Here is a 19057-nt window from a genome sequence, read left to right as displayed (position 1 = left end):
GCGGCGGCCGCACCGCGCTCACCCCACCCGCGCACCCACCCCCGCCACCTTCGCGTACTGCTCCCGCACCTCCCCGTACCGCAGCAGTTCCGCCGCCACCGGATCCAGGACCCGGGCCCGCCCGCACCCCGCCGCCGCCTCACGCAGCCGCCGTTCCGCCTCGAGCCCGTACCGCCGGGCCGGTCCCCGTGCCGCCATCACACAGCCCCACTCGACGGCCGGGGCGCCCGCCAGACCGACCAGCAACAGCAGCAGCGCCATCCCGAGGCCCGACGGCAGGAAACCGATGACCTGCCCCAGCAACCACAGGGACCCCAGAAGCTGCAGGAGCGTCATCGACGCCTGGGCGAGCACGGCCACCGGCCACCAGCCGGGCCGGGGCGGCCGCCCCGACGGCACCACGGCGCGCGCCGCCAGCTCGTCCAGCGCCTCGGGCAGCCCCTGCGCGCCCCGTACCGCGGCCTCGCGCACCGCCTGGGCCCAGGGCACCGGAAGCCCGGCCGCCGCCCGGTCCGCCACGATCCGTACGGCCTGCTCGACGCGCTGCCGAGCGGTCACCTCCTCGTCCGGGGGCACCGGCACGGGGAGATGTCCCATGGAGGGTTCGCGCCGGTCCCGGTACCACCGCCACAGCCGCAGCCACGGCGTGCCGCACGCACGGTTGGCGTGCCGCAGCCAGGCGCGCTCGGCGGCCTCCCCCGCGGCGGTCGCGCCGACCGCGTCCGCGAGCCGCCCGGCGAACTCCTCACGCGCCTCCTCGCTGAGCCCGGCGCGCCCCGCGGTGGCGTAGACGGGCCGCAACCGGGCGGCGGCCGCGTCCACGTCCGCGGAGACACGGCGCACGGCGGCCCCGCGCCTGGCCACGAACTGTCCGAGCACCTCGCGCAGTTCGCCCACGCCCTCGCCGGTGAGCGCGGACAGCGCGAGCACGGTCGCACCCGGCTCGCCGTACTCGCCCAGGGCGATCCCGTCGCCGTCGAGCAGCCGCCGCAGGTCGTCGAGCACCTGCTCGGCGGCCTCCCCGGGCAGCCGGTCGACCTGGTTGAGGACGATGAACATGACCTCGGCGTGCCCGGCCAGGGGCCGCAGATAGCGTTCGTGGAGGACGGCGTCGGCGTACTTCTCGGGATCCACCACCCAGATGACGGCGTCCACGAGCGTCAGGATGCGGTCGACCTGTTCCCGGTGCTCCAGGGCCGCGGAGTCGTGGTCGGGCAGGTCGACCAGGACGAGTCCGCTCAACTGCCCCTCGCCGTCCGGGTTCGCCAGGGGGCGCCGACGCATCCGTCCGGGGACGCCGAGGCGGTCGAGGAGCTGGCCCGTGCCCTCGCTCCAACTGCACGCGATCGGCACGGCGGTGGTCGGCCGGCGCAGCCCTGTCTCCGACAGGGGCACGCCGGCGAGCGCGTTGAACAGCGTCGACTTGCCACTGCCGGTGGCGCCCGCTACGGCGACCACGGTGTGTTCCCCGGAGAGCCTGCGACGCGCGGCCGCCTCGTCCAGGACCCGGCCCGCCTCGGCGAGCGTGCGGCTGTCCAGACGGGTCCGCGACAGGCCCACGAGTTCGCGCAGCGCGTCCAGTCGGGAGCGCAGGGGGCCGTCGTAGGCGAGCGGCGCGGGCTGCCGTACGGCAGCGTCATGGGCCTCGCCCGGTGGGGTGTCGTCCTGCGGTTCGGCCGTACCGGGGATCCGGCGGGCGATCAGTCCGTCGTCCCAGACGGCCGGGGTCTCCGTACGCGCCGCCGGGTCGCCGCGAGGCACGCACGCGTGACCGATGTCGTCCGCCGAGCACCCGGGCGGGGGCGTCTGCTCCGGGAAGCCCACCAGGAAGCCGTGCGGCACGCCGATGTCCGCACCGGTGTCCTCATCGATATCCGCACCGGTGTCCGCACGGGTGTCCGCACAGGTCTGCACCCCGGTCGCCTCTGTCGCGGAATGGTGCTCCACGCGCGTGTGCTCGCCCGCGCGGCGTTCGTCGCCCGCTCGGTCCGCTCCCGTGGTTACCGGCTCCTCCGGGAGGCCGTGGGCTGCGTTGTTCATGTGACCGAAGTGACCAAAGAAATCGCTGTGATCGAAGTGATCAACGTGATCGCGGTGATCGACGTGATCGATCTGATCGCTGTGGTCGATCTGATCCCTGTGGTCGATCTGATCGCTGTGGTCGATCTGATCGCTGTGATCCATCTGATCTACGTGATCTCTGTGATCGGCTTGATCTCTGTGATCGGCTTGATCTCTGTCATCCCTGTGATCTGGGTGTTCATTGTGATCGGTGGCGGTGGTCACCGCGGTCACCTCTCCTTCTCCAGTAGGGACAGCGCGGCGATGAGTTCGGCCTGGGGCTCGGCGTGGACGTCGAGGGCGTCGAGGGGGGCGAGGCGGCGTTCGCGTTCCGTGCGCAGGGCCCGGTCGAGGTACTCCGAGAGCAGCCGCGCGGCGCGGTCGCGCAACCGCAGCGCCCGTTGTGCCCCGATCCGCTCGGCGAGCCCCTCGCCGGCCGCGCGTGCCCGCCGTCCGCCGAGCAGGGCCGTGGCGACGAGGGCGGCCACCTCCTCGGCGTCCGGAGCGGCGCTCTTGTCGAGGTCGCGCACCGTTTCCTCGGAGTACTCCTCCAGCACGCGCCGCCAGCGTCGTACGGCCATCCCGATGCGGTGTTCGGCGCTGTCCAGCGTGGGGTCGGGGTGCGTCAGTTCCGGGGCGGCCGCGGCCGGTTCGCGCCGCCAGACCTCCTCGACGCGCTCGTCGGCGGCTGCGACGGCGCACAGCAGCAGGGCTCCCAGGCTGTCGACCAGGGCGTCCAGGAGTTCCCCGGCGGTGCAGTCCACGGGGCGACCGCGCCAGCGTTTCAACGCGTCGCCGGAGAGGACGGCCCCGGACTCCAGACGCTCCCGCAGGCGCGCGTACTCGCTGTCGTACGCCGTGTCGACGGCTGCGGTGAGCCGGAGAGCGGCGGCGTACTGGGCCGCGGCGGCGCCGGCCAGTTCGGGCAGCCGGGTCCGCAGCGAGTCCAGGACGCCGTGGGCCGTCCGTGTCATGGCGGCCTCCCGGGCGGCGGGGTCCCGCACGAGGTGCGCGAGCCACACCCGCAGGGGCTCGACGGCGGTGGCGGGCAGCAGTCCCCCGCCCCAGGCGGACTCGGGCAGCTCGGGCACGGTGAAGCGCGGGACGTCACCGAGCCCGGCCTTGGAGAGCAGGGCGCCGTACTGCCGCGACACCTCGGCCACGACCTGGTGCGGTACCCGGTCGAGCACGGTGACGAGGGTCGCGCGGTACTCCTTGGCGGTGCGCAGCAGGTGCCACGGCACGGCGTCGGCGTAGCGGGCGGCGGTGGTGACCATGACCCAGATGTCGGCGGCGCACATCAGCTCGGCGGCGAGGATGCGGTTGCCGGCGACCAGGGAGTCGATGTCGGGCGCGTCGAGGAGGGCGAGGCCGCGCGGGAGCGTGTCGGCGGTCTCGATGCGCAGCACCCGCTCCTCGCGGCCGGCAGGGGTGCGCGGATCGTCGCCGGACTCCTGCTGCGGCACCCACACGCGCGGAAGGGCGGGCAGGACACGCATACGGCTGAACCAGTGGTGGTCCTCCGGATGGCAGACGAGGACGGGCGTACGGGTGGTGGGCCGCAGGACACCCGCCTCGCTCACCTTGCGCCCCACGAGGGAATTGACGAGCGTCGACTTGCCGCTCCCGGTGGATCCGCCCACGACGGCCAGCAGGGGCGCTTCAGGCTCTCTCAGCCGGGGCACGACATAGTCGTCGAGCTGTGCGAGAAGCTCGTCGCGGTTGGCACGCGCGCGTGGAGCCCCCGCCAGGGGCAGCGGAAAGCGTGTTGCGGCGACGCGGTCGCGCAGGGCGGAGAGTGCGTCGAGCAGATGAGGCCGTACGTCCAAGGTCACCACATGCGAAGAATGCCCAATTTTGGAGGCTTTCTGAAGCATATGACGATCTCTGCGCGCCGAAGGACAGACGGGACGGAAGGGGCGACTGGGACGCAGGCATAACGAGTGCACAACACCCGGGGCGGCGAGCGCCAAAAGCGATGCACGATTCGCACCTGCCTGCGATTATCGGACCGCTTCACTGAACCTCCACACAGAGCCACGGAGGCGAAGCAACAGGGACAAGGGCGCGGGGAGCCCTATCCTTGTCCCCGGCAAGGTCACGGATCAGCCCACCCGGGCCCCACGACAGGCCACCACAGGCCCCCGTAGCTCAGTGGATAGAGCAGGCGCCTTCTAAGCGCTTGGCCGCAGGTTCGAGTCCTGCCGGGGGCGCCGTTTTCCGCCCTCCCTTCGGGGAGGGCTTTTTGCTGGTCAGGGTGGGTGCAGGTCTACACACAAGAGCGCCGGGCCGCTCCTGGTGGTAGCGGGGAGAGTCCGGCGCTGTCCGGCTGTCACCGGGCATCTGGTCCCTGGTCAAGCGCGACATCGGCAACCTCGCCGCCGCCAACCTGAGCCAGATCACCAGAGCCATCAGAGGCCGGCTCAAGCGCATCCAGTACCGCCCGGACCTCGTCGACGGCTGTCTCGCCGAGACCGGCCTGATCATGGACGGCTGACCACCGACATCACGCTTTCAACTTCAGTAGCCGTCGAACTTGGGCTGAAAGACCAAGCCGCCGGGCAGCGCTCCGGGCGGGGGCAACCGGTCACGGGCCTGCGCCAGCATCGGTTCTACCGGGGGCCGCAGCACCGTACGTCCGGTCTACGACTGGGACCCCGGCCCCGCGACCGGAAGAAGCGGTTGTCGGTTCCGCGTGACCGCGCGCGGCCCGGCCCCCGGCCGGGCCTGCGCTCATGTCTCCGCCCCGCTCCAGCCGGGCCGGCGTCCGTGCCGCGCGCACAGCAACCCTGGTCGTCGAGGGTTTCCGAGGCCTGCTCCAGCAGCTCAGCTGCCGTTCCCAGTTGCACCGCTGAACGAACTGCGGCTCCTCCCGTGGGCGGGGCCGGAGGGAAAACCCTGCTACCTGAGTACCGATGACAGGGACGGCTACATGTCCCGCCTGGCGGACAACATCGAGCGCTCGTGACGCACATTCGGCGGACGTACTACAGCGACGAAGGGCGGCCCGTCGAGACAGCGGACATCGTGGTGCCCGCCGCGCACTGCGAGATCGTCCACGAGATCCCGATCAACCGCTAACCGTCGCTGCGAGGGCGGCTGACGGCCGCAGCGTGAGGTGCAAAAGGCGTGCGCCCCGTCGACGACAGTTGGTCGTCAGCGAGGCGCAACTGCGAGATCAGCGGTCCCTTAGGCCTGCCGGCGAGGGGATGCCTTCACGTCTCGGCGCGGCGGAACTTACAGTTTGTGGGTTACCCAGAGCAGTTCCGCCGGCCAGCGGTGTGCCCAGTCGGGTGGGTCGGTTTCGTTGTAGCCGTTGGGTGTTCCGGGTTCGGGCCGCGGCTCGATGAGGTCGTCGATGACGAGACCCGCGCCGCGCAGGACCCTGACCCAGTCGCCGTAGGTGAGCTGATAGCTGGTCGCGTCGCCGCCTTCGGCAATGGTGTTCAGCCCGAAGTATTCCTTCTGCAGCGTCGTGGTCACGCGGCTGGCGGCTTCGTCGTAGCAGACTTCGAACCATGGGCTGGCGACGTTGAACACCAGGCGCCCGCCTGGGCGCAGGACGCGCGCGGCCTGCGGGACGGCCAGGTGCGGGGGTGCCCAGCTGAGCCCACCGAAGTCGCAGAACACCAGGTCGAAGCTGTCGGCGGCAAAGGGGAGTCGTTCGGCGGCACCTTGCACCAGCGGATAGCGGGCCGCTCCCATCGCGCGGCTCGCTGCGGCGAGTTGGGCTTCGGACAGGTCGAGCCCCACCACAGTGGCGCCCTCGGCGGCGAGCGCCCTGGACCACTGGCCGGCGCCGCAGCCCAGTTCGAGGACGCGCTTGCCGGTGACGTCGCCCAGGGCGTGCAGGTGCGCATCGGGGATGGAGTACATGCCCCACAGTCGGGGGGTGGCCCCGATCTGCGGGTCGTGTTCGCGCTGGTAGGCGCTGCTGATCTGGTTCCAGAGCCGCCGGTTGGCGGGGATGCTGTCCACGTGCCGACTCCAGCACCGCCTGCCGCGGGCGGTCAACACGATTAGGGCACTGGCCGGCCCTCGCCTCGGTCCGGCCCTGGCTCGGCCCATGATCCGCCGGCCAGAACACCTAGGCCATGAGCGATGGAGTTACTCGCCGGGCTGAGCGGCCAGGAACACCGCTGCCACCGAGGGGCGGACTGCGTACGTCGCGCCCGCGCTCCCCTCGGGTGCCTCCCACCAGTAGAACGGAAGCCGCCGCCCACTGTTGCTGTGTCCCTTGCTCATCCCGGACAGCACCCCTGCCACGCGCCGCGCCGGATCACTCTCGTTCGGCCCGTCCAGGGCCTTGTCCACCAGCTCCGTGCAGTGGATCCGCCGGCCAGGGTTGCGCGCCAAGTACTCGAGCACCTGCCGGGCCTGCGGTGCGAGTTCAGCCAAGAACACCGCGGCGCGCTGCAAGTCCTCCGGACCCCATTCCGGGGCGCCGTAGTGCCCCTCTTCGCCCGAGTGCTCAGCCCATCGCGGATCAACCTCAGACAGATACTCCGTCATGCCCGCCCCCGACAGTTAGTACTCGGCGTGTGTGTCGTTGGCACCGTACAGAGCCACCAGGACACTGCGTGTCGAATCCGTGTCGAAGTTCTACCGACAAGCCGCTCAGCTGAGGAGGGGGCCATGGGATACGGACGGTTGAAGATCCGCCACGCACGGCGTTGAGGCCCAACCGGTACCGGGACGAGCCCCGTGACGATACGGGCTTCCGCCCAGGGGTGGCGGTCGGGCAAGACGGGGTGTTTCTCGCCGCAGGGCTGCTCAGTCCTCGCCCACTTGCAACAACACCACGGCGAAACCATTGCCAACCCCCGCGACGACACCGTCGAAGGTGTGCCGGGTGACCGGATCCCATGCGCGCTTCCACCGCCCCCTGCTCGACTCATGGGCCTACCAGCGGCCCACTACACCTCGACAGGTCGACGATCTCGCTCGCAGCCTCGTTCAACGCCGCCGGTGCGGGCCGAGTTCGAGGAGCACGTCGCCGAGCTGGGCGGAGGTCAGGGATGCGCCGGGCAGGGCGGGCGCGGCCGGGTGGGCGCGGAAACCGTCGATGAGCAGGGCAAGCGGGCGAGTCCAGGCGTCCGGGGCGACGGTGCTGAGTGCAGGGATGACCCGGCCCAGCGCCGCGAGGGCGAAGAGGACGTCCTCGGTGGTGAGGTCCGGGCGGACGGTGCCCTCCGCCTGGCCGCGGCGGAGCAGGTCCGCGATGGTGACGCGATTGTGGGCGTGGACGGCCTCCAGAGAGGTCACGCCTTCCAGGCTCGTGGTCATGAGGTCGTTGGTGCCGCGGTCCGCGGCAAGTGTCGAGAACACGGTGTGCAGGTACTGGGTCAGTCCTGTCCACGCGTCCTCGGCGGTGCGGGCTCGCGCGCCAGCGGCCATGGTCTCGGTGAGAGCATCCCGGAAGACCTCGTCCACGAGCGTGGCGCGGGTCGGAAAGTGGCGGTAGAGGGTCGCGTTGCCCACGCCCGCGCGCCGGGCGATGACGTCGAGCGGAGCGTCCAGCCCCTGTTCGGCGAAGACCTCGCGGGCCGTCTGCGTCAGCAGCTTCCGGTTGCGCAACGCGTCGCGGCGCCCGGTCGGCGCGTGGCCGCCCATCGTGTCTCCTTCTGCTCCGTCTCGGCCCCGTACCGGAGAGTGCTCCCCGGTACGGATGCTACCGCCGATCGAGCAAACTGGGATCATTCCGCCCTTTGCTGCTGTGGACACGAGCCCGCCGCTACCGAAAGGGGGCCTAGTGTACGGCTCGCTCGGCGTTCGTGCCCGGCGGCGGGCAGGGGTCGGCTGACGGGGCGTCGGCGAGGCCGGGATCGGTCTCAGGGGCGACTTCAAGGTGCCGCTGCGGTCGGGTGTGCCGTCGGCGGAACCGTACGCGCGCCGGCTCGCCGCCGGATTGACTCGTCGTCACGAAGAGCCCCTGTCTACCAGCGCACCGGCAGCTCTCGTAGGCCCCGCATGAGACTGGTGCGCCACTGCGGTGTGCCGTCACCGTCGAAGGCCAGGCCGGGGAAGCGGTCCAGCAGGATGCGCAGGGCCAGGGTCGCCTCCAGGCGGGCCAGCGGGGCGCCCAGGCAGTGGTGCAGGCCGTGCCCGAAGGCGAGGTGGGCGCGGGTCGTGGCCGGATCGCGGCGGATATCGAACCGTTCGGGGGCGGGGAAGCGGGCGGGGTCGCGGTTCGCGGCGGCGATGGAGAGCACGACACGCGCGCCTGCCGGTATCCGGACGCCGCCGAGGGTGATCGGTTCGGCGGCGTAGCGGTAGGTGCCCGCCGGCACGGGAGACTCGAAGCGGAGCGTCTCCTCCACGGCGCCCTTCAGCAACTCGGGGTCGGCGCGGAGGGCGGCGAGCTGCTCGGGGTGGCCGAGCAGCAGGTGGACGGCGTTGGCGATGAGGTTGACGGTGGTCTCGTGCCCTGCGACGAGCAGCAGGAAGGCCATGCCGAGCAGTTCCTCCGGGGTGAGCCGGTCGGTGCCGTCCCCGTCGTGGGTGCTGACCAGGGCGTACAGCAGATCGCTCTCCGCCGCGTCCCGCAGCCGCCGTTTCTCCTCCGCCAGCCCCGCGAGGTACGCGGCCATCTCCTGCGAGGCGCGGGCGGACTGCACCGCATCGTCGAGTGCGACGACCTTGGTGGACCACGCGCGGAAGGCAGCCCGGTCCACGTGCGGCACGCCGAGCAGCTCGCAGATGATGGTGAGCGGCAGCGGATAGGCGTATGCGGCCACGAGGTCGGCACGTCCGTCGGCGGCCACGGCGTCCAGGAGCGCACCGGCCGCCTCCTGAACGCGGGGCCGCAGCGCCTGGACGCGGCGGGCCGTGAACTCGCGGGCCACCAGCGTCCGCAGGCGGGTGTGATCGGGCGGATCGACCTGGAGCATGTTGCGGCCCACAGAGTACAGCCCGTCGTCCTCGAAGTCGGCAGAGTGCCGCACGTCGTTGCGCAGCCTCGGGTCGGCGAACGCGGCGCGCACTTCCTCGTGCCCGACCACCAGCCACGACTCGTCCCCGGTGGGGAAACGCACGTGGTGGACAGACCCGCGGGAGCGCAGCGCGCTGAAGGCGGAGTAGGGGTCGGCGGTGAAGTCCTCGGTGAGGTCGGCGAGTCGGACGGTGGGGGGCTGCGTGTGCATCGGCGGCTCCTGAGACCAAGGAAGTGGGGAGGATTCCCCGATGAGGCGGCAGAAGTGACCATAGCAATAAACGGGGAGTGGTCCTCGTTTCTTCCGACGGCGAGGGCGGTCCTCAAGGTGTCCGCATGACCGCGGCAGAGAGCGGGGCAGGAGGCCTGCCACTCGTCGTGGAGTTCAGCCGGGACCGCGGCGGCGAGCCGGTCGAGGCCCGCGAGATGGGGGAAGGTCTGGACAACGTCGGCTCGCCGCTCGGTCCCCCTTGCCGTCCCACACATGCAGGTGCGGCTGGGCCTTACGGGTGAATCCAGCCGTTCGTTGAGTCGCAGCCGACGTGACAGCGGGAAGGCCATGGTGCGTACCAGACGAGTCACGGGCAGGGAGCGCCCCTATGCCGAAGTTCCTCATCCAGGCCACCTACACGCCCGAGGGGACGAAGGGCCTACTCAAGGAGGGCGCAAGCGGCCGTCGCGCCGCCGTCGACCATGTCGTCGCCGGTCTCGGCGGGACAGTCGAGGCCATGTACTTCGCCTTCGGAGAGGACGACCTCGTGTGCATCCTCGACTTCCCCGACCCGGTCTCCATGGCGGCCGTCAGCCTCAGCGTCAAGGCCAGCGGAGCGCTCCACACCCGGGCCACTCCCCTCCTCACCCTCGACGAGATCGACGAGGCCGCCCGCCGACAGGTCTCCTTCCGTCCTCCCGGCGCGTAAGGCGAGATGGTCCGGCCCCGGGAGAGCGTGCCGGACGCGTCCTGATTGCTCTCTTCCAGTGTCGCTTTCCCCCGGGGCGTGTCATCCGGAAACGACCGGCGGGCGGTTCTCCTATCCTCCGCGGTGTTCACCTCGCCGGAAAGAATCCAGGGGTCCCCTCGTGCCTGTCGTCCTCTTCGCCGGTCCGACCGTGCGCCGCCTCGCGGTCACAGCGGTTCTCCTGGCCGGCATCGGCAGCGCGACGGCTGCCTGCGGCCCCGGCCACGGCTTGGCGGGCCGGCACCCCGCGGCCGGTGCGTCGGTCGGGGCGCCCGGCGATCCCCTGAGCGCGTCCAAGCCGGTGAAGCTCAAGATCCCGTCCGCGGAGGTGGACTCGGGCCCCCTACTGGAGCTGGGCCTGGACGACAAGCGGCGACTCCAGCCGCCGCCCGTGGACCGGGCGGAGAGGGCCGGTTGGTACACCGGCAGCGTCACGCCCGGCGAGAAAGGCGTCTCCGTGCTCCTCGCGCGTTTCAACACCGCGAACGGTCCGGCGCTCCTGCACAACATGCCTCTGGTGAAAGTCGGGGACCGCATCGAGGTGCGGCGGGAGGACGGGCGGACGGCCGCTTTCACCGTACGGACGATCCAGCAGGTGGCCAAGGAGAAGGTCACCGTGCAGGACTTGCAGGACCTGAAGCCGTCCGGGCAGCACGCGGAACTTCGTCTGGTCGTCTCCGCGACGAACGACAAGGCCCGTTACAACATGGTTTTCCACGCCGACCTGACGAAGAGCGGGCCGCAGGCCGTCCGATAGGGTGCCCCCGTTGATCAGAAGGGGGCTGACATGCGGCTTCGCTGTGCCGTGCTCGACGACTTCCAGCAGATCGCAACCTCCGTCGCGGACTGGTCGCCGATCGCGGACCGGGTCGAGGTGGTGTCCTTCGCCGAGCACTTCGGCGACGAGGACGCCCTGGCCGAGGCGCTGGCGGAGTTCGACATCGTGGTCACACTGCGCGAGCGCGTGCCGTTCCCGGGCTCGCTGTTCGCCCGGCTGCCCCGGCTCCGGCTGCTCGTCGCCTCCGGCATGCGGAACAGCGTCATCGACTACGCCGCCGCCGAGGCGCACGGCGTGACCGTCTGCGGCACGGAGAGTTCCGGCACACCGCCCGTGGAGCTGACCTGGGCCCTGCTGCTCGGGCTGGCGCGTGGCATCGTCGAGGAGAACAACTCCCTGCGGCAGGGCGGCCCCTGGCAGCGCACCGTGGGCGCGGACCTGCACGGACGGCGGCTCGGCGTGCTCGGTCTGGGCAGGATCGGCAGCCGGGTGGCGCGGGTCGGACTCGCGTTCGGAATGGAGGTCGCCGCCTGGAGCGAGCACCTCACCAAGGAGCGCGCGGACGACGTCGGGGTGGAACTCGCGCCGTCCAAGGAGGACTTGCTCGCCGGCAGCGACTTCGTCTCGGTGCACCTCGCGCCCGGCGACCGCACCCAAGGGCTGGTCGGTGCCCGTGAACTGGCGCTGATGAAGCCGTCCGCCTACCTGATCAACACTTCACGTGCCGCCATCGTCGACCAGGAGGCTCTGCTCGCGGCCCTGCACGAGGGACGCATCGCGGGGGCGGGCGTCGACGTGTTCGACGTGGAGCCGCTTCCGGCCGACCACCCGATGCGCACCGCCCCGCGCCTGCTGGCCACACCGCACCTGGGCTACGTCTCGCGCGCCAACTACGCGACGTACTACGGCCAGGCCGTGGAGGACATCGAGGCGTATCTGGCCGGGAGGCCGGTGCGCCGTCTCGGCTGATCCGCGACCCCCGGGGGGTCAGCCCCGCAGGCTTCGGACCGGCACGAGGACGTGCGCGGCGGTGGTCAGCGTCTCCGCGGCGCCCGCGAACGCGGTCAGCCGCTCCGGCTCGACGGGCCGGCCGGGCGCGGCCTCGGGCCACGGGCGGGTGGCGAACAGGAAGTAGGCGTGGCCGCGTGCGCGGAGCGCGGCGAGCCACTCCGGCGGCACGGTGCACTGGGCGTTCAGATACGGCATCGTGACGACGGCCTGGCCCGCCTCGACCAGCAGCGTGACGGGCAGGCCGGGGCGCTGGGTGCCGTCGATGAGCGGGTCGCCCGGGTTCAGTCCGTTGGCGCGCAGCAGCGTCTCGACGGCGGCCGCCGAGCCCTCCGGACCGCTCTCGCCGTCGCCGAGGGAGTAGGCGAGCAGATAGGGCATGTCGCCGCCGGGGGCCTCGCCGCTCCAGGCGAGGACGACGAGCGTGCCGAGGTCGGCGGCGCGGAAGGGGCGTGTTGCGCTGGAAGTCGTGGTCACCGCGGAACCGTATCGACGGCCCGGTGGGTCACAGGGCGGTTCCTCGCTCGACCGGGGGATGCGGACGGCGGCGACCACACGAACGAGGGACAGGGGCGGCTACCGGCCGCGGAGCGGAAGACCCCCGAGCAGTCCGGCGGTGCCGCCGTGCCGGTTGAGGGTGGCCGCCGCGCCGTTCACGGTGCTCAGCACGGAGTGCTTGTTCTCGGTGTCCAGGGTGTCGGACTGGTGGGCGATGGGACGGACGTCGAGGGTCTTCTGGGTGGCGATGGTCTGCAGGGCGCCGTTGAGGCTGGAAGGCGTCAGGTCGGACGCGTCGTCGGCGAAGGCGGGTGCGGCGAAGGCGGGTGCGGCGACGCCGGCTGCGACCAGGGACCCGGCGACGACGGCGACGGCCTTGAGGGACTTCATCCGTGTTCCTTTCCTCGGCGACCGAAGTCACCGGAGCTTCGGTGACTTCGGTCACCGGAGGGGACGGTTGCGTCCTGGCTAACGAGCCCCCGACCCGGCGGAAACCCCGTGTGCGGGGATTCAGGTGGCCCGGTTCAGTGCCTGGGGTGCGCCGGCATGGCCGAGACCGTGTGCTGCGGCGGGTCCGTGGGCGTGCCGGACGGCGTGGTCTTCGCACTCGGGGACGCGGAAGACGCGGAAGAGGTGGGCGTCATCGTCGGGCTGGGCTTCGTGCTCGCGGACCCGGAGGCCGTCGACGTCATCGTCGGGCTCGGCTTCGTGCTCGCGGACCCGGAGGCCGTCGACGTCATCGTCGGGCTCGGCTTCGTGCTCGAGGACGCGGAAGCCGTCGGCGTCGTCGTCGGAGTGGGCTTCGACGTGGGGTTGGCGGTGGGCTTCGGCATCATCGACGGCGGAAGGCTGGGCAGGCTGGGCATCGCGGGCATGGTCACCCCACTGGCCACGGAGGCGACGAGCACGCCGATGAGCCTGTTCAGCACGGTTGTGGCCGCCGGCATCACCTGACCGGTGTTACCGGACGTGGTCGCCGTGACCAGGTCGTCGACCGCCTTGCGCAGCGCGGCGAGTGCCTCGCTCCTCATGTCGTCGCCCGACATGTCGTTGCGCGAGGGCATGGGCACGGTGGGGGCCGGTGTGGGCGGGGCTATGCGGGTGACGGCGTCCTCGGCGGCCTTGCCGAGCCTGGCCGCCTCGTCGGCGGGCAGGCGGTGCTTGTCCGCCGTGAGCGCGGCCTTGAGCAGCTCGGCGACCGGGCCCACGGCACGGTCGGCTTCGGCGAGCTTCTGCACCCGGGGCAGGAGCACGTCGGGGCCGGGCAGCGGGGCGGAGGCGTGGGTACGGCCACGGGGCGCGTCGCGGTCGGCCGCCATCGCGGCGGGCCCGGTGATCCCGAGCAGCAGGGTGGCGCAGACAACGGTGGAAGCCAGGCGACGGGGGGGCAGGGCAGGCATGGATGGTCCCTTCGTGGTCGGTGAGGGGTACTTGTGCTCACCGTGGAAGGAGCCGCGATGGAGTGCAACAGATCGACTGCGTGGAGTAGCGCCCATGGCCCGTCGTCCACCGCGTTGCCGCTGGTCAGAGGCCGTTTGAGGGTGTCGGAGGCGGGACCACCCGTTCGGTGCAACGCCGAACGGGCGGTACGACGCCAACCGGCCGTCCCCCCGAGGGGGGACGGCCGGCAGAAGGGTCCGCTGTCGGGCGTCAGCCGTTGGCGCAGGTGTTGCCGAACGCGGGGTTCAGCAGGCCGATGACGTCGATCGTGTTCCCGCACACGTTGACCGGAACGTGAACCGGGACCTGCACGACGTTGCCCGACAGAACGCCCGGAGAGTTGTCGGCAGCGGCGCTTGCGCCGCTGTCGGCGGCGGCGATGCCGGCGGTGCCCGCCACGGCCGCAGCGGCAACGGAGGTCAGGGCCAGGCCCTTCGCGATACGCGACATGGAGAGGTGCTCCTTGGGGATCGTCACAACAGCCGGGCGGAATGCCCGACGTTGAGTCAACTGCGATGCACCCGCCCGGGTTGCGCCTCCGATGGGGTGATATCCGGAATTGCCGCGCGCTTCACCTCTCCGACACACTTGACTCGATTCGTACACCGTAGGGGTCGGCCCGTCACGCCGTCCGGACCATCGCCGTCGGACCGAGGGTCACGTCGGGCCGTGGCCGCACCGTCCCCGTCCCCGTCCCCGTCCCACCGCAGGCCACGTCGGGCCATGGCCGCACCGCCCCGCCGCCCCGCAGGCCACGTCAGACCGCGACCCGACCGCCCCGTCGCACCGCAGGCCACGTCCGGCCGTGCGGCCGCACCGCCCCGCAGGCCGCGTCAGACCGCGACCCGACCGCCCCGTCGCACCGCAGGCCACGTCAGACCGTGCCCCCACCGTCCCCATCAGGCCACGTCAGACCGCGACCCAACCGCCCGGTCGCGTCGTGCGAGCCGGCGTCCGGTGCGGGCCCGGCCGCCCCTGCCCCCGTGCAGGGCGGGCCGGACCCGCTGCGCCGGGCCCGGCCCGCCGGTCCGCGCGTCCCCCCGCAGCGACCGCCGCAGGCCCAGCCTGCCGTCAGGCGATCCGCCCGGTCTTGGAAAAATGCGCACCGCCGTTCGGCGAGAGCACCAGGCTCGTCGCCTCCCCCGTCATCCGGTCGGCCCCGGGCAACCCGGCACGCACCGCCGCGACCGCCCCGCGCGCCGCCGCGAACTCCCGGGGTGTGCACCCGGTCATCGCCCGGAACTCCCCGCTCAGATGCGCCTGGTCGTAGAAGCCGCAGAGCGCCGCGGTCTCGGCGGCCGACCGCCCCGAGGCGAGCAGCCGCTGCGCGCGTTGCAGCCGCAGCACCCGGGCAGCGGCCTTCGGGCCGACCCCGATCTGTTCGCGGAACCGGTTCTCCAACTGCCGTACGCTCCACCCGACCTCGTCCGCGAGCCGCGCCACCGGCACGGCGCCCGCGCTGCGCCGCAACAGCGACCAGGCGCGCACCACCCGGGCGGAACTCGGCGGTCCCGCGTGCAGCCGGCGCGCCAGCACGTCGTCGAGGAACCCGAAGCGCTCCGTCCAGCCGGGCAACGCGGCGAGCGCGTCGGCGAGCTCGCCGACGTCCGCCGGGCCGCCGCGCTCCGGCGGCCGCGGCAACTCGTCCGGGTCGACGGGCCGGTTGGTCAACTCGTACTGGGAGGTGCCGAAGAGCGTGAACGCGGCCCACGGGGCGAGCAGGATCTCGATCCCGGAGATGCGGCCGCCGTGCTCGCCGACGGCCGCGGTGGTGTTCAGCGCGGAGTACACCGACTTCAGGGTCGTGGCGGGCCGGCCGGGGCGTGCGATACGGACGGAGCCCTCGAAGCCCAGCAGGAGCGTGGCCGCGCCGATGGGGGTCTCCAGGCGGCTGCGCGGCCCGTCCAACGCGAGCCGGATCCCGCGGTAGCTGATCACACCGGGGCGTAACCGGGGGTGCGGCCGCGCGACGACGGTCTCCCAACTGCCGCGCGGTCCACGCCCGGTGCGCGCCACCATCCCGCTCGCCATCCGCCCTCCCGGCACACCGCGGAAACCCCCATGCTGCCCCTCCGCAACGGCCTCCGAAAGCCCGCCAGGCCGTCGGTTTCGCGAAACACGTCACGACGACATCCGAATGTCCGGACAAAACATTGACAGGGCTGCCCCGCACGGCTAGACCTGGGGACAGCCGATGCGAAGGGAACCCGATGGAGGCCTACGACCTGATCACCATGGGCCGGATCGGCGTGGACCTCTACCCGTTGCAGACCGGGGTGCCCCTGCCGCAGGTGACGTCCTTCGGGAAGTTCCTCGGGGGTTCGGCGACGAACGTCGCGGTCGCCGCCGCCCGGCTCGGCCGCCGTACGGCGGTGATCACGCGTACGGGCGACGACCCCTTCGGCGTCTACCTCCACGAGGCGCTGCGCGGCTTCGGCGTCGACGACCGCTGGGTCACCCCGGTGGCGGGGCTGCCGACACCGGTCACGTTCTGCGAGGTGTTCCCGCCGGACGACTTCCCGCTGTACTTCTACCGGCGGCCCAAGGCGCCGGACCTGGAGATCGACGCGCACGAGCTGGACCTGGACGCGATCCGTGCCGCGCGCGTCTTCTGGATCACGGGCACGGGCCTGTGCGAGGAGCCCAGCCGCACCGCCACGCTCGCCGCGCTCGCCCACCGCGCCAAGTCCGGTACGACGGTCTTCGACCTCGACTGGCGGCCCGTGTTCTGGAGTGATCCGGACTCCGCGCGCCGTTTCTACGCCGAGGCCCTGCGCCACACCACCGTCGCCGTCGGCAACGTGGACGAGGTGGAGATCGCCACCGGTGAGCGCGATCCGCACACCGCCGCGCGCGCCCTGCTGGACGCCGGTGTCGACCTGGCGGTGGTCAAACAGGGGCCCAAGGGCGTCCTCGCGGTGAGCAGCACGGGCGAGTCGGCCGAGGTGCCGCCGCTCCCGGTGACGGTCCTCAACGGTCTCGGCGCGGGCGACGCCTTCGGCGGGTCCCTGTGCCACGGGCTGCTGGCCGGCTGGGACCTGGAGCGGATCATGCGGTACGGGAACGCGGCGGGGGCCATCGTCGCCTCCCGTCTGGAGTGCTCGTCCGCGATGCCCACGGCCGACGAGGTCGAGGCGGCGATCACGGCGGGGGCGGTGCTGTGACCGCCGCGGGGGGCCGCATGAGCACGCAGTCGCCCCGCCGTGGAAACGGTACCGTGCACATAGAGGACAAAACGTAGCAACTCCCGGGCGGGGACGCCGTGTTCGCGGAGACGACCGACTCCGCGCACGGGTCCGGACCCCCCGGGCACCGATCGCCTCCGGCGCGGGGGCCGCTTCGCCCTGGCAGGAGCGAAGAGCGGGCGCTGACTCCCCGCCCGCTACGGCCCCGCGCCGGAGGTCCGAGCGACGTACGGTCGAGACGTGCAGGGCGGCAGGGCCGTACCCCAGGTGCGGATCTGCTTCCACCCGGACCACACGGAGGGATACCGATGACCTCAACGACGAGGCTCACGGTCGCTCAGGCGCTCGTACGCTTCCTGGCCGCCCAGTACACCGAGCGCGACGGCGTGCACCGCCGGCTGATCGGCGCCACCTGGGGCATCTTCGGGCACGGCAACGTCGCGGGCCTCGGGCAGGCGCTGCTCGAGTATCCCGATGCCATGCCGTACCACCAGGGCCGCAACGAGCAGGCGATGGTGCACGCGGCGGTCGGCTACGCCCGCCAGTCGAACCGGCTGTCCGCGCACGCGGTGACGACGTCCATCGGCCCGGGCGCGACCAACCTGGTCACGGGTGCCGCCCTCGCCACGGTCAACCACCTCCCGGTCCTGCTGCTGCCCGGCGACGTCTTCGCCACCCGCCCGGCGGACCCCGTGCTCCAGCAGATAGAGGTCCCGTACGCCGGCGACGTGTCCGTCAACGACTGTCTGCGCCCGGTGTCGAGGTACTTCGACCGGATCACCCGCCCGGAGGCCCTGATCCCGGCCGCGCTGCGGGCGATGCGCGTGCTCACCGACCCGGTGGAGACGGGCGCGGTCACGCTGGCGCTCCCGCAGGACGTGCAGGCGGAGGCGTACGACTGGCCGGAGGAGTTCTTCACCGAGCGGACCTGGAACGTGCGCCGCCCGGGCCCCGACCCGGTCGAACTCGCCGAGGCGGTCCACACGATCCGCGCCGCCCGGCGCCCGCTCGTGATCGCCGGCGGCGGCGTCCGCCACAGCCGGGCCGAGGACGCCCTCGCCGAGTTCGCCGAGGTCACCGGCATCCCGGTCGCCTCCACCCAGGCCGGAAAGGGCTCGCTGCGCTGGGACCATCCCCAGGACGTCGGCGGCATCGGGCACACCGGCACCGCGGCCGCCGCCGAACTGGCCCGCACCGCCGACCTGGTCATCGGCGTCGGCACCCGCTACACGGACTTCACCACGGCCTCCGGGACCCTCTTCACCGGCGCGGGCGTCCGCTTCCTCAACCTCAACATCGCGCCGTTCGACGGGCACAAGATGTCGGGGATGCCGCTGGTCGCGGACGCGCGCAGCGCACTGGAGGAGCTGACCGAGGCGCTGGAGCTGCACGAGCACCGGGTCGATCCGGCGTACGTCACCGAGTACACGGAGGACAAGGAGCGCTGGGAGCAGCGCGTGGAGGCCTGCTTCGAGGCCGAGGAACCGGATCTGCGGCCGACGCAGGCGCAGGTCATCGGCGCCCTGGACGCGGTGGTGGACGAGTCCGACGTGATCGTGGGCGCGGCCGGTTCGCTCCCCGGTGATCTGCACAAGCTGTGGCGGTCCCGCTCCCGGGACCAGTACCACCTCGAGTACGGCTACTCGTGCATGGGCTACGAGATCCCGGCCGCGATCGGTGTGAAGATGGCCGCTCCGGACCGGCCCGTGTGGGCGCTGGTCGGCGACGGCACCTATCTGATGATGCCGACGGAGATCGTGACGGCCGTGCAGGAGGGCATCGCCATCAAGGTGCTGATCGTGCAGAACCACGGCTACGCGTCCATCGGCGGCCTGTCGGAGTCCGTCGGCTGCGAGCGGTTCGGCACCGCCTACCGCTTCCGCTCCGACGACGGCACGTACACCGGGGCGAAGCTGCCCGTGGACCTCGCCGCCAACGCGGCCAGCCTCGGGATGCGGGTACTGCGCGCGAAGACCGTGCGCGCGCTGGGCGACGCGCTCGCCGAGGCGCGGGCCGCGGACACTCCCACATGTGTCTATGTGGAGACCGAAACCGCAGACACTGTGTCGGGCGCGCCCCCGGCGCAGGCCTGGTGGGATGTACCCGTGGCCGAGACCGCGACCCGGCCGTCCGCGGTCAAGGCGCGCGAGGTCTACGAACGGCACGTTGCCACCCGGCGCCGCCATCTGTGAAGGAG

The 19057-nt window shown here is 72.1% G+C and carries 16 protein-coding genes, 1 tRNA gene and 2 pseudogenes; 8 read left to right on the top strand and 11 right to left on the bottom strand.

Annotated elements, in window-relative coordinates; all coding sequences use genetic code 11:
• Positions 1–18: 18 nt before the first annotated feature.
• Positions 19–2040: a YfjP family GTPase gene (locus tag ACZ4SW_RS14830; RefSeq protein WP_468242449.1), complete on the bottom strand. Its 2022-nt coding sequence runs from the start codon at positions 2038–2040 to the stop codon at positions 19–21.
• Positions 2041–2291: 251 nt separating this feature from the next.
• Positions 2292–3899, bottom strand: a complete 1608-nt coding sequence (locus ACZ4SW_RS14825; RefSeq protein WP_468242447.1) for a dynamin family protein — start codon at positions 3897–3899, stop codon at positions 2292–2294.
• A gap of 302 nt (positions 3900–4201) precedes the next feature.
• On the opposite strand from ACZ4SW_RS14825, the gene ACZ4SW_RS14820 reads away from it, so the two are divergent.
• The 3 genes and pseudogenes from ACZ4SW_RS14820 to ACZ4SW_RS14810 form a co-directional block, all read left to right on the top strand.
• Positions 4202–4274: transfer RNA gene (locus ACZ4SW_RS14820), tRNA-Arg, on the top strand.
• Positions 4275–4399: 125 nt separating this feature from the next.
• Positions 4400–4558: pseudogene (locus ACZ4SW_RS14815) on the top strand (IS630 family transposase); the annotation flags it as partial.
• A gap of 446 nt (positions 4559–5004) precedes the next feature.
• Positions 5005–5142, top strand: a pseudogene (locus tag ACZ4SW_RS14810) (GntR family transcriptional regulator); the annotation flags it as partial.
• Between the two features lie 156 nt (positions 5143–5298).
• Here the strand turns inward: ACZ4SW_RS14810 and ACZ4SW_RS14805 are convergent.
• From ACZ4SW_RS14805 to ACZ4SW_RS14790, 4 genes are all read right to left on the bottom strand, one after another.
• On the bottom strand, positions 5299–6039 hold the full coding sequence (locus tag ACZ4SW_RS14805) for a class I SAM-dependent methyltransferase (protein WP_468242444.1): 741 nt from the start codon (positions 6037–6039) through the stop codon (positions 5299–5301).
• A gap of 129 nt (positions 6040–6168) precedes the next feature.
• A complete protein-coding gene (locus ACZ4SW_RS14800; protein WP_468242681.1) occupies positions 6169–6465 on the bottom strand; it encodes a DUF6416 domain-containing protein in 297 nt (98 codons plus the stop codon).
• Positions 6466–7017: 552 nt separating this feature from the next.
• Positions 7018–7674 carry a TetR/AcrR family transcriptional regulator gene (locus ACZ4SW_RS14795; RefSeq protein WP_468242442.1) on the bottom strand — a complete coding sequence of 219 codons (657 nt, stop codon included), beginning with the start codon at positions 7672–7674 and terminating at the stop codon, positions 7018–7020.
• 323 nt (positions 7675–7997) lie between these two features.
• Complete coding sequence (locus tag ACZ4SW_RS14790) at positions 7998–9203, bottom strand: cytochrome P450 family protein (protein WP_468242440.1); 1206 nt, start codon at positions 9201–9203, stop codon at positions 7998–8000.
• A 388-nt stretch (positions 9204–9591) separates the two neighbouring features.
• On the opposite strand from ACZ4SW_RS14790, the gene ACZ4SW_RS14785 reads away from it, so the two are divergent.
• From ACZ4SW_RS14785 to ACZ4SW_RS14775, 3 genes are all read left to right on the top strand, one after another.
• A complete protein-coding gene (locus tag ACZ4SW_RS14785) occupies positions 9592–9912 on the top strand; it encodes a GYD domain-containing protein (protein ID WP_468242438.1) in 321 nt (106 codons plus the stop codon).
• 160 nt (positions 9913–10072) lie between these two features.
• Positions 10073–10708 (top strand): sortase domain-containing protein, encoded by a 636-nt coding sequence (locus ACZ4SW_RS14780; protein ID WP_468242436.1) that lies wholly within the window; start codon positions 10073–10075, stop codon positions 10706–10708.
• A gap of 30 nt (positions 10709–10738) precedes the next feature.
• Complete coding sequence (locus ACZ4SW_RS14775) at positions 10739–11698, top strand: D-2-hydroxyacid dehydrogenase family protein (RefSeq protein ID WP_468242434.1); 960 nt, start codon at positions 10739–10741, stop codon at positions 11696–11698.
• Positions 11699–11716: 18 nt separating this feature from the next.
• Here the strand turns inward: ACZ4SW_RS14775 and ACZ4SW_RS14770 are convergent, their stop codons facing one another.
• The 5 genes from ACZ4SW_RS14770 to ACZ4SW_RS14750 form a co-directional block, all read right to left on the bottom strand.
• Positions 11717–12214, bottom strand: a complete 498-nt coding sequence (locus ACZ4SW_RS14770; RefSeq protein WP_468242431.1) for a DUF5949 family protein — start codon at positions 12212–12214, stop codon at positions 11717–11719.
• Between the two features lie 99 nt (positions 12215–12313).
• Positions 12314–12625 (bottom strand): hypothetical protein, encoded by a 312-nt coding sequence (locus ACZ4SW_RS14765; protein WP_468242429.1) that lies wholly within the window; start codon positions 12623–12625, stop codon positions 12314–12316.
• A 134-nt stretch (positions 12626–12759) separates the two neighbouring features.
• Positions 12760–13635 carry a hypothetical protein gene (locus tag ACZ4SW_RS14760; protein WP_468242427.1) on the bottom strand — a complete coding sequence of 292 codons (876 nt, stop codon included), beginning with the start codon at positions 13633–13635 and terminating at the stop codon, positions 12760–12762.
• Between the two features lie 250 nt (positions 13636–13885).
• Positions 13886–14125, bottom strand: a complete 240-nt coding sequence (gene chpG, locus ACZ4SW_RS14755) for a chaplin ChpG (RefSeq protein WP_468242425.1) — start codon at positions 14123–14125, stop codon at positions 13886–13888.
• Between the two features lie 621 nt (positions 14126–14746).
• Complete coding sequence (locus ACZ4SW_RS14750; protein ID WP_468242422.1) at positions 14747–15706, bottom strand: helix-turn-helix domain-containing protein; 960 nt, start codon at positions 15704–15706, stop codon at positions 14747–14749.
• 179 nt (positions 15707–15885) lie between these two features.
• Here ACZ4SW_RS14750 and iolC point away from each other — a divergent pair, with 179 nt between their 5' ends.
• Positions 15886–16839 (top strand): 5-dehydro-2-deoxygluconokinase, encoded by a 954-nt coding sequence (gene iolC / locus ACZ4SW_RS14745; protein WP_468242420.1) that lies wholly within the window; start codon positions 15886–15888, stop codon positions 16837–16839.
• Positions 16840–17168: 329 nt separating this feature from the next.
• Positions 17169–19052, top strand: a complete 1884-nt coding sequence (iolD, locus tag ACZ4SW_RS14740) for a 3D-(3,5/4)-trihydroxycyclohexane-1,2-dione acylhydrolase (decyclizing) (RefSeq protein ID WP_468242417.1) — start codon at positions 17169–17171, stop codon at positions 19050–19052.
• Positions 19053–19057: the final 5 nt, after the last annotated feature.

The organism is Streptomyces sp. NPDC028331 (assembly GCF_055565775.1).
Note: the sequence above shows the minus strand (reverse complement) of the source record. Positions and strands in the feature narration are given on the sequence as shown.

Excerpts from the sequence above, each read along its gene's own strand:
- ACZ4SW_RS14785 (WP_468242438.1), top strand. The coding sequence starts at position 9,592 with ATGCCGAAGTTCCTCATCCAGGCCACCTACACGCCCGAGGGGACGAAG.
- ACZ4SW_RS14795 (WP_468242442.1), bottom strand. The coding sequence starts at position 7,674 with ATGGGCGGCCACGCGCCGACCGGGCGCCGCGACGCGTTGCGCAACCGG.
- ACZ4SW_RS14790 (WP_468242440.1), bottom strand. The coding sequence starts at position 9,203 with ATGCACACGCAGCCCCCCACCGTCCGACTCGCCGACCTCACCGAGGAC.
- ACZ4SW_RS14765 (WP_468242429.1), bottom strand. The coding sequence starts at position 12,625 with ATGAAGTCCCTCAAGGCCGTCGCCGTCGTCGCCGGGTCCCTGGTCGCA.
- iolC (WP_468242420.1), top strand. The coding sequence starts at position 15,886 with ATGGAGGCCTACGACCTGATCACCATGGGCCGGATCGGCGTGGACCTC.
- ACZ4SW_RS14750 (WP_468242422.1), bottom strand. The coding sequence starts at position 15,706 with ATGGCGAGCGGGATGGTGGCGCGCACCGGGCGTGGACCGCGCGGCAGT.
- ACZ4SW_RS14775 (WP_468242434.1), top strand. The coding sequence starts at position 10,739 with ATGCGGCTTCGCTGTGCCGTGCTCGACGACTTCCAGCAGATCGCAACC.
- chpG (WP_468242425.1), bottom strand. The coding sequence starts at position 14,125 with ATGTCGCGTATCGCGAAGGGCCTGGCCCTGACCTCCGTTGCCGCTGCG.
- iolD (WP_468242417.1), top strand. The coding sequence starts at position 17,169 with ATGACCTCAACGACGAGGCTCACGGTCGCTCAGGCGCTCGTACGCTTC.
- ACZ4SW_RS14830 (WP_468242449.1), bottom strand. The coding sequence starts at position 2,040 with ATGAACAACGCAGCCCACGGCCTCCCGGAGGAGCCGGTAACCACGGGA.
- ACZ4SW_RS14760 (WP_468242427.1), bottom strand. The coding sequence starts at position 13,635 with ATGCCTGCCCTGCCCCCCCGTCGCCTGGCTTCCACCGTTGTCTGCGCC.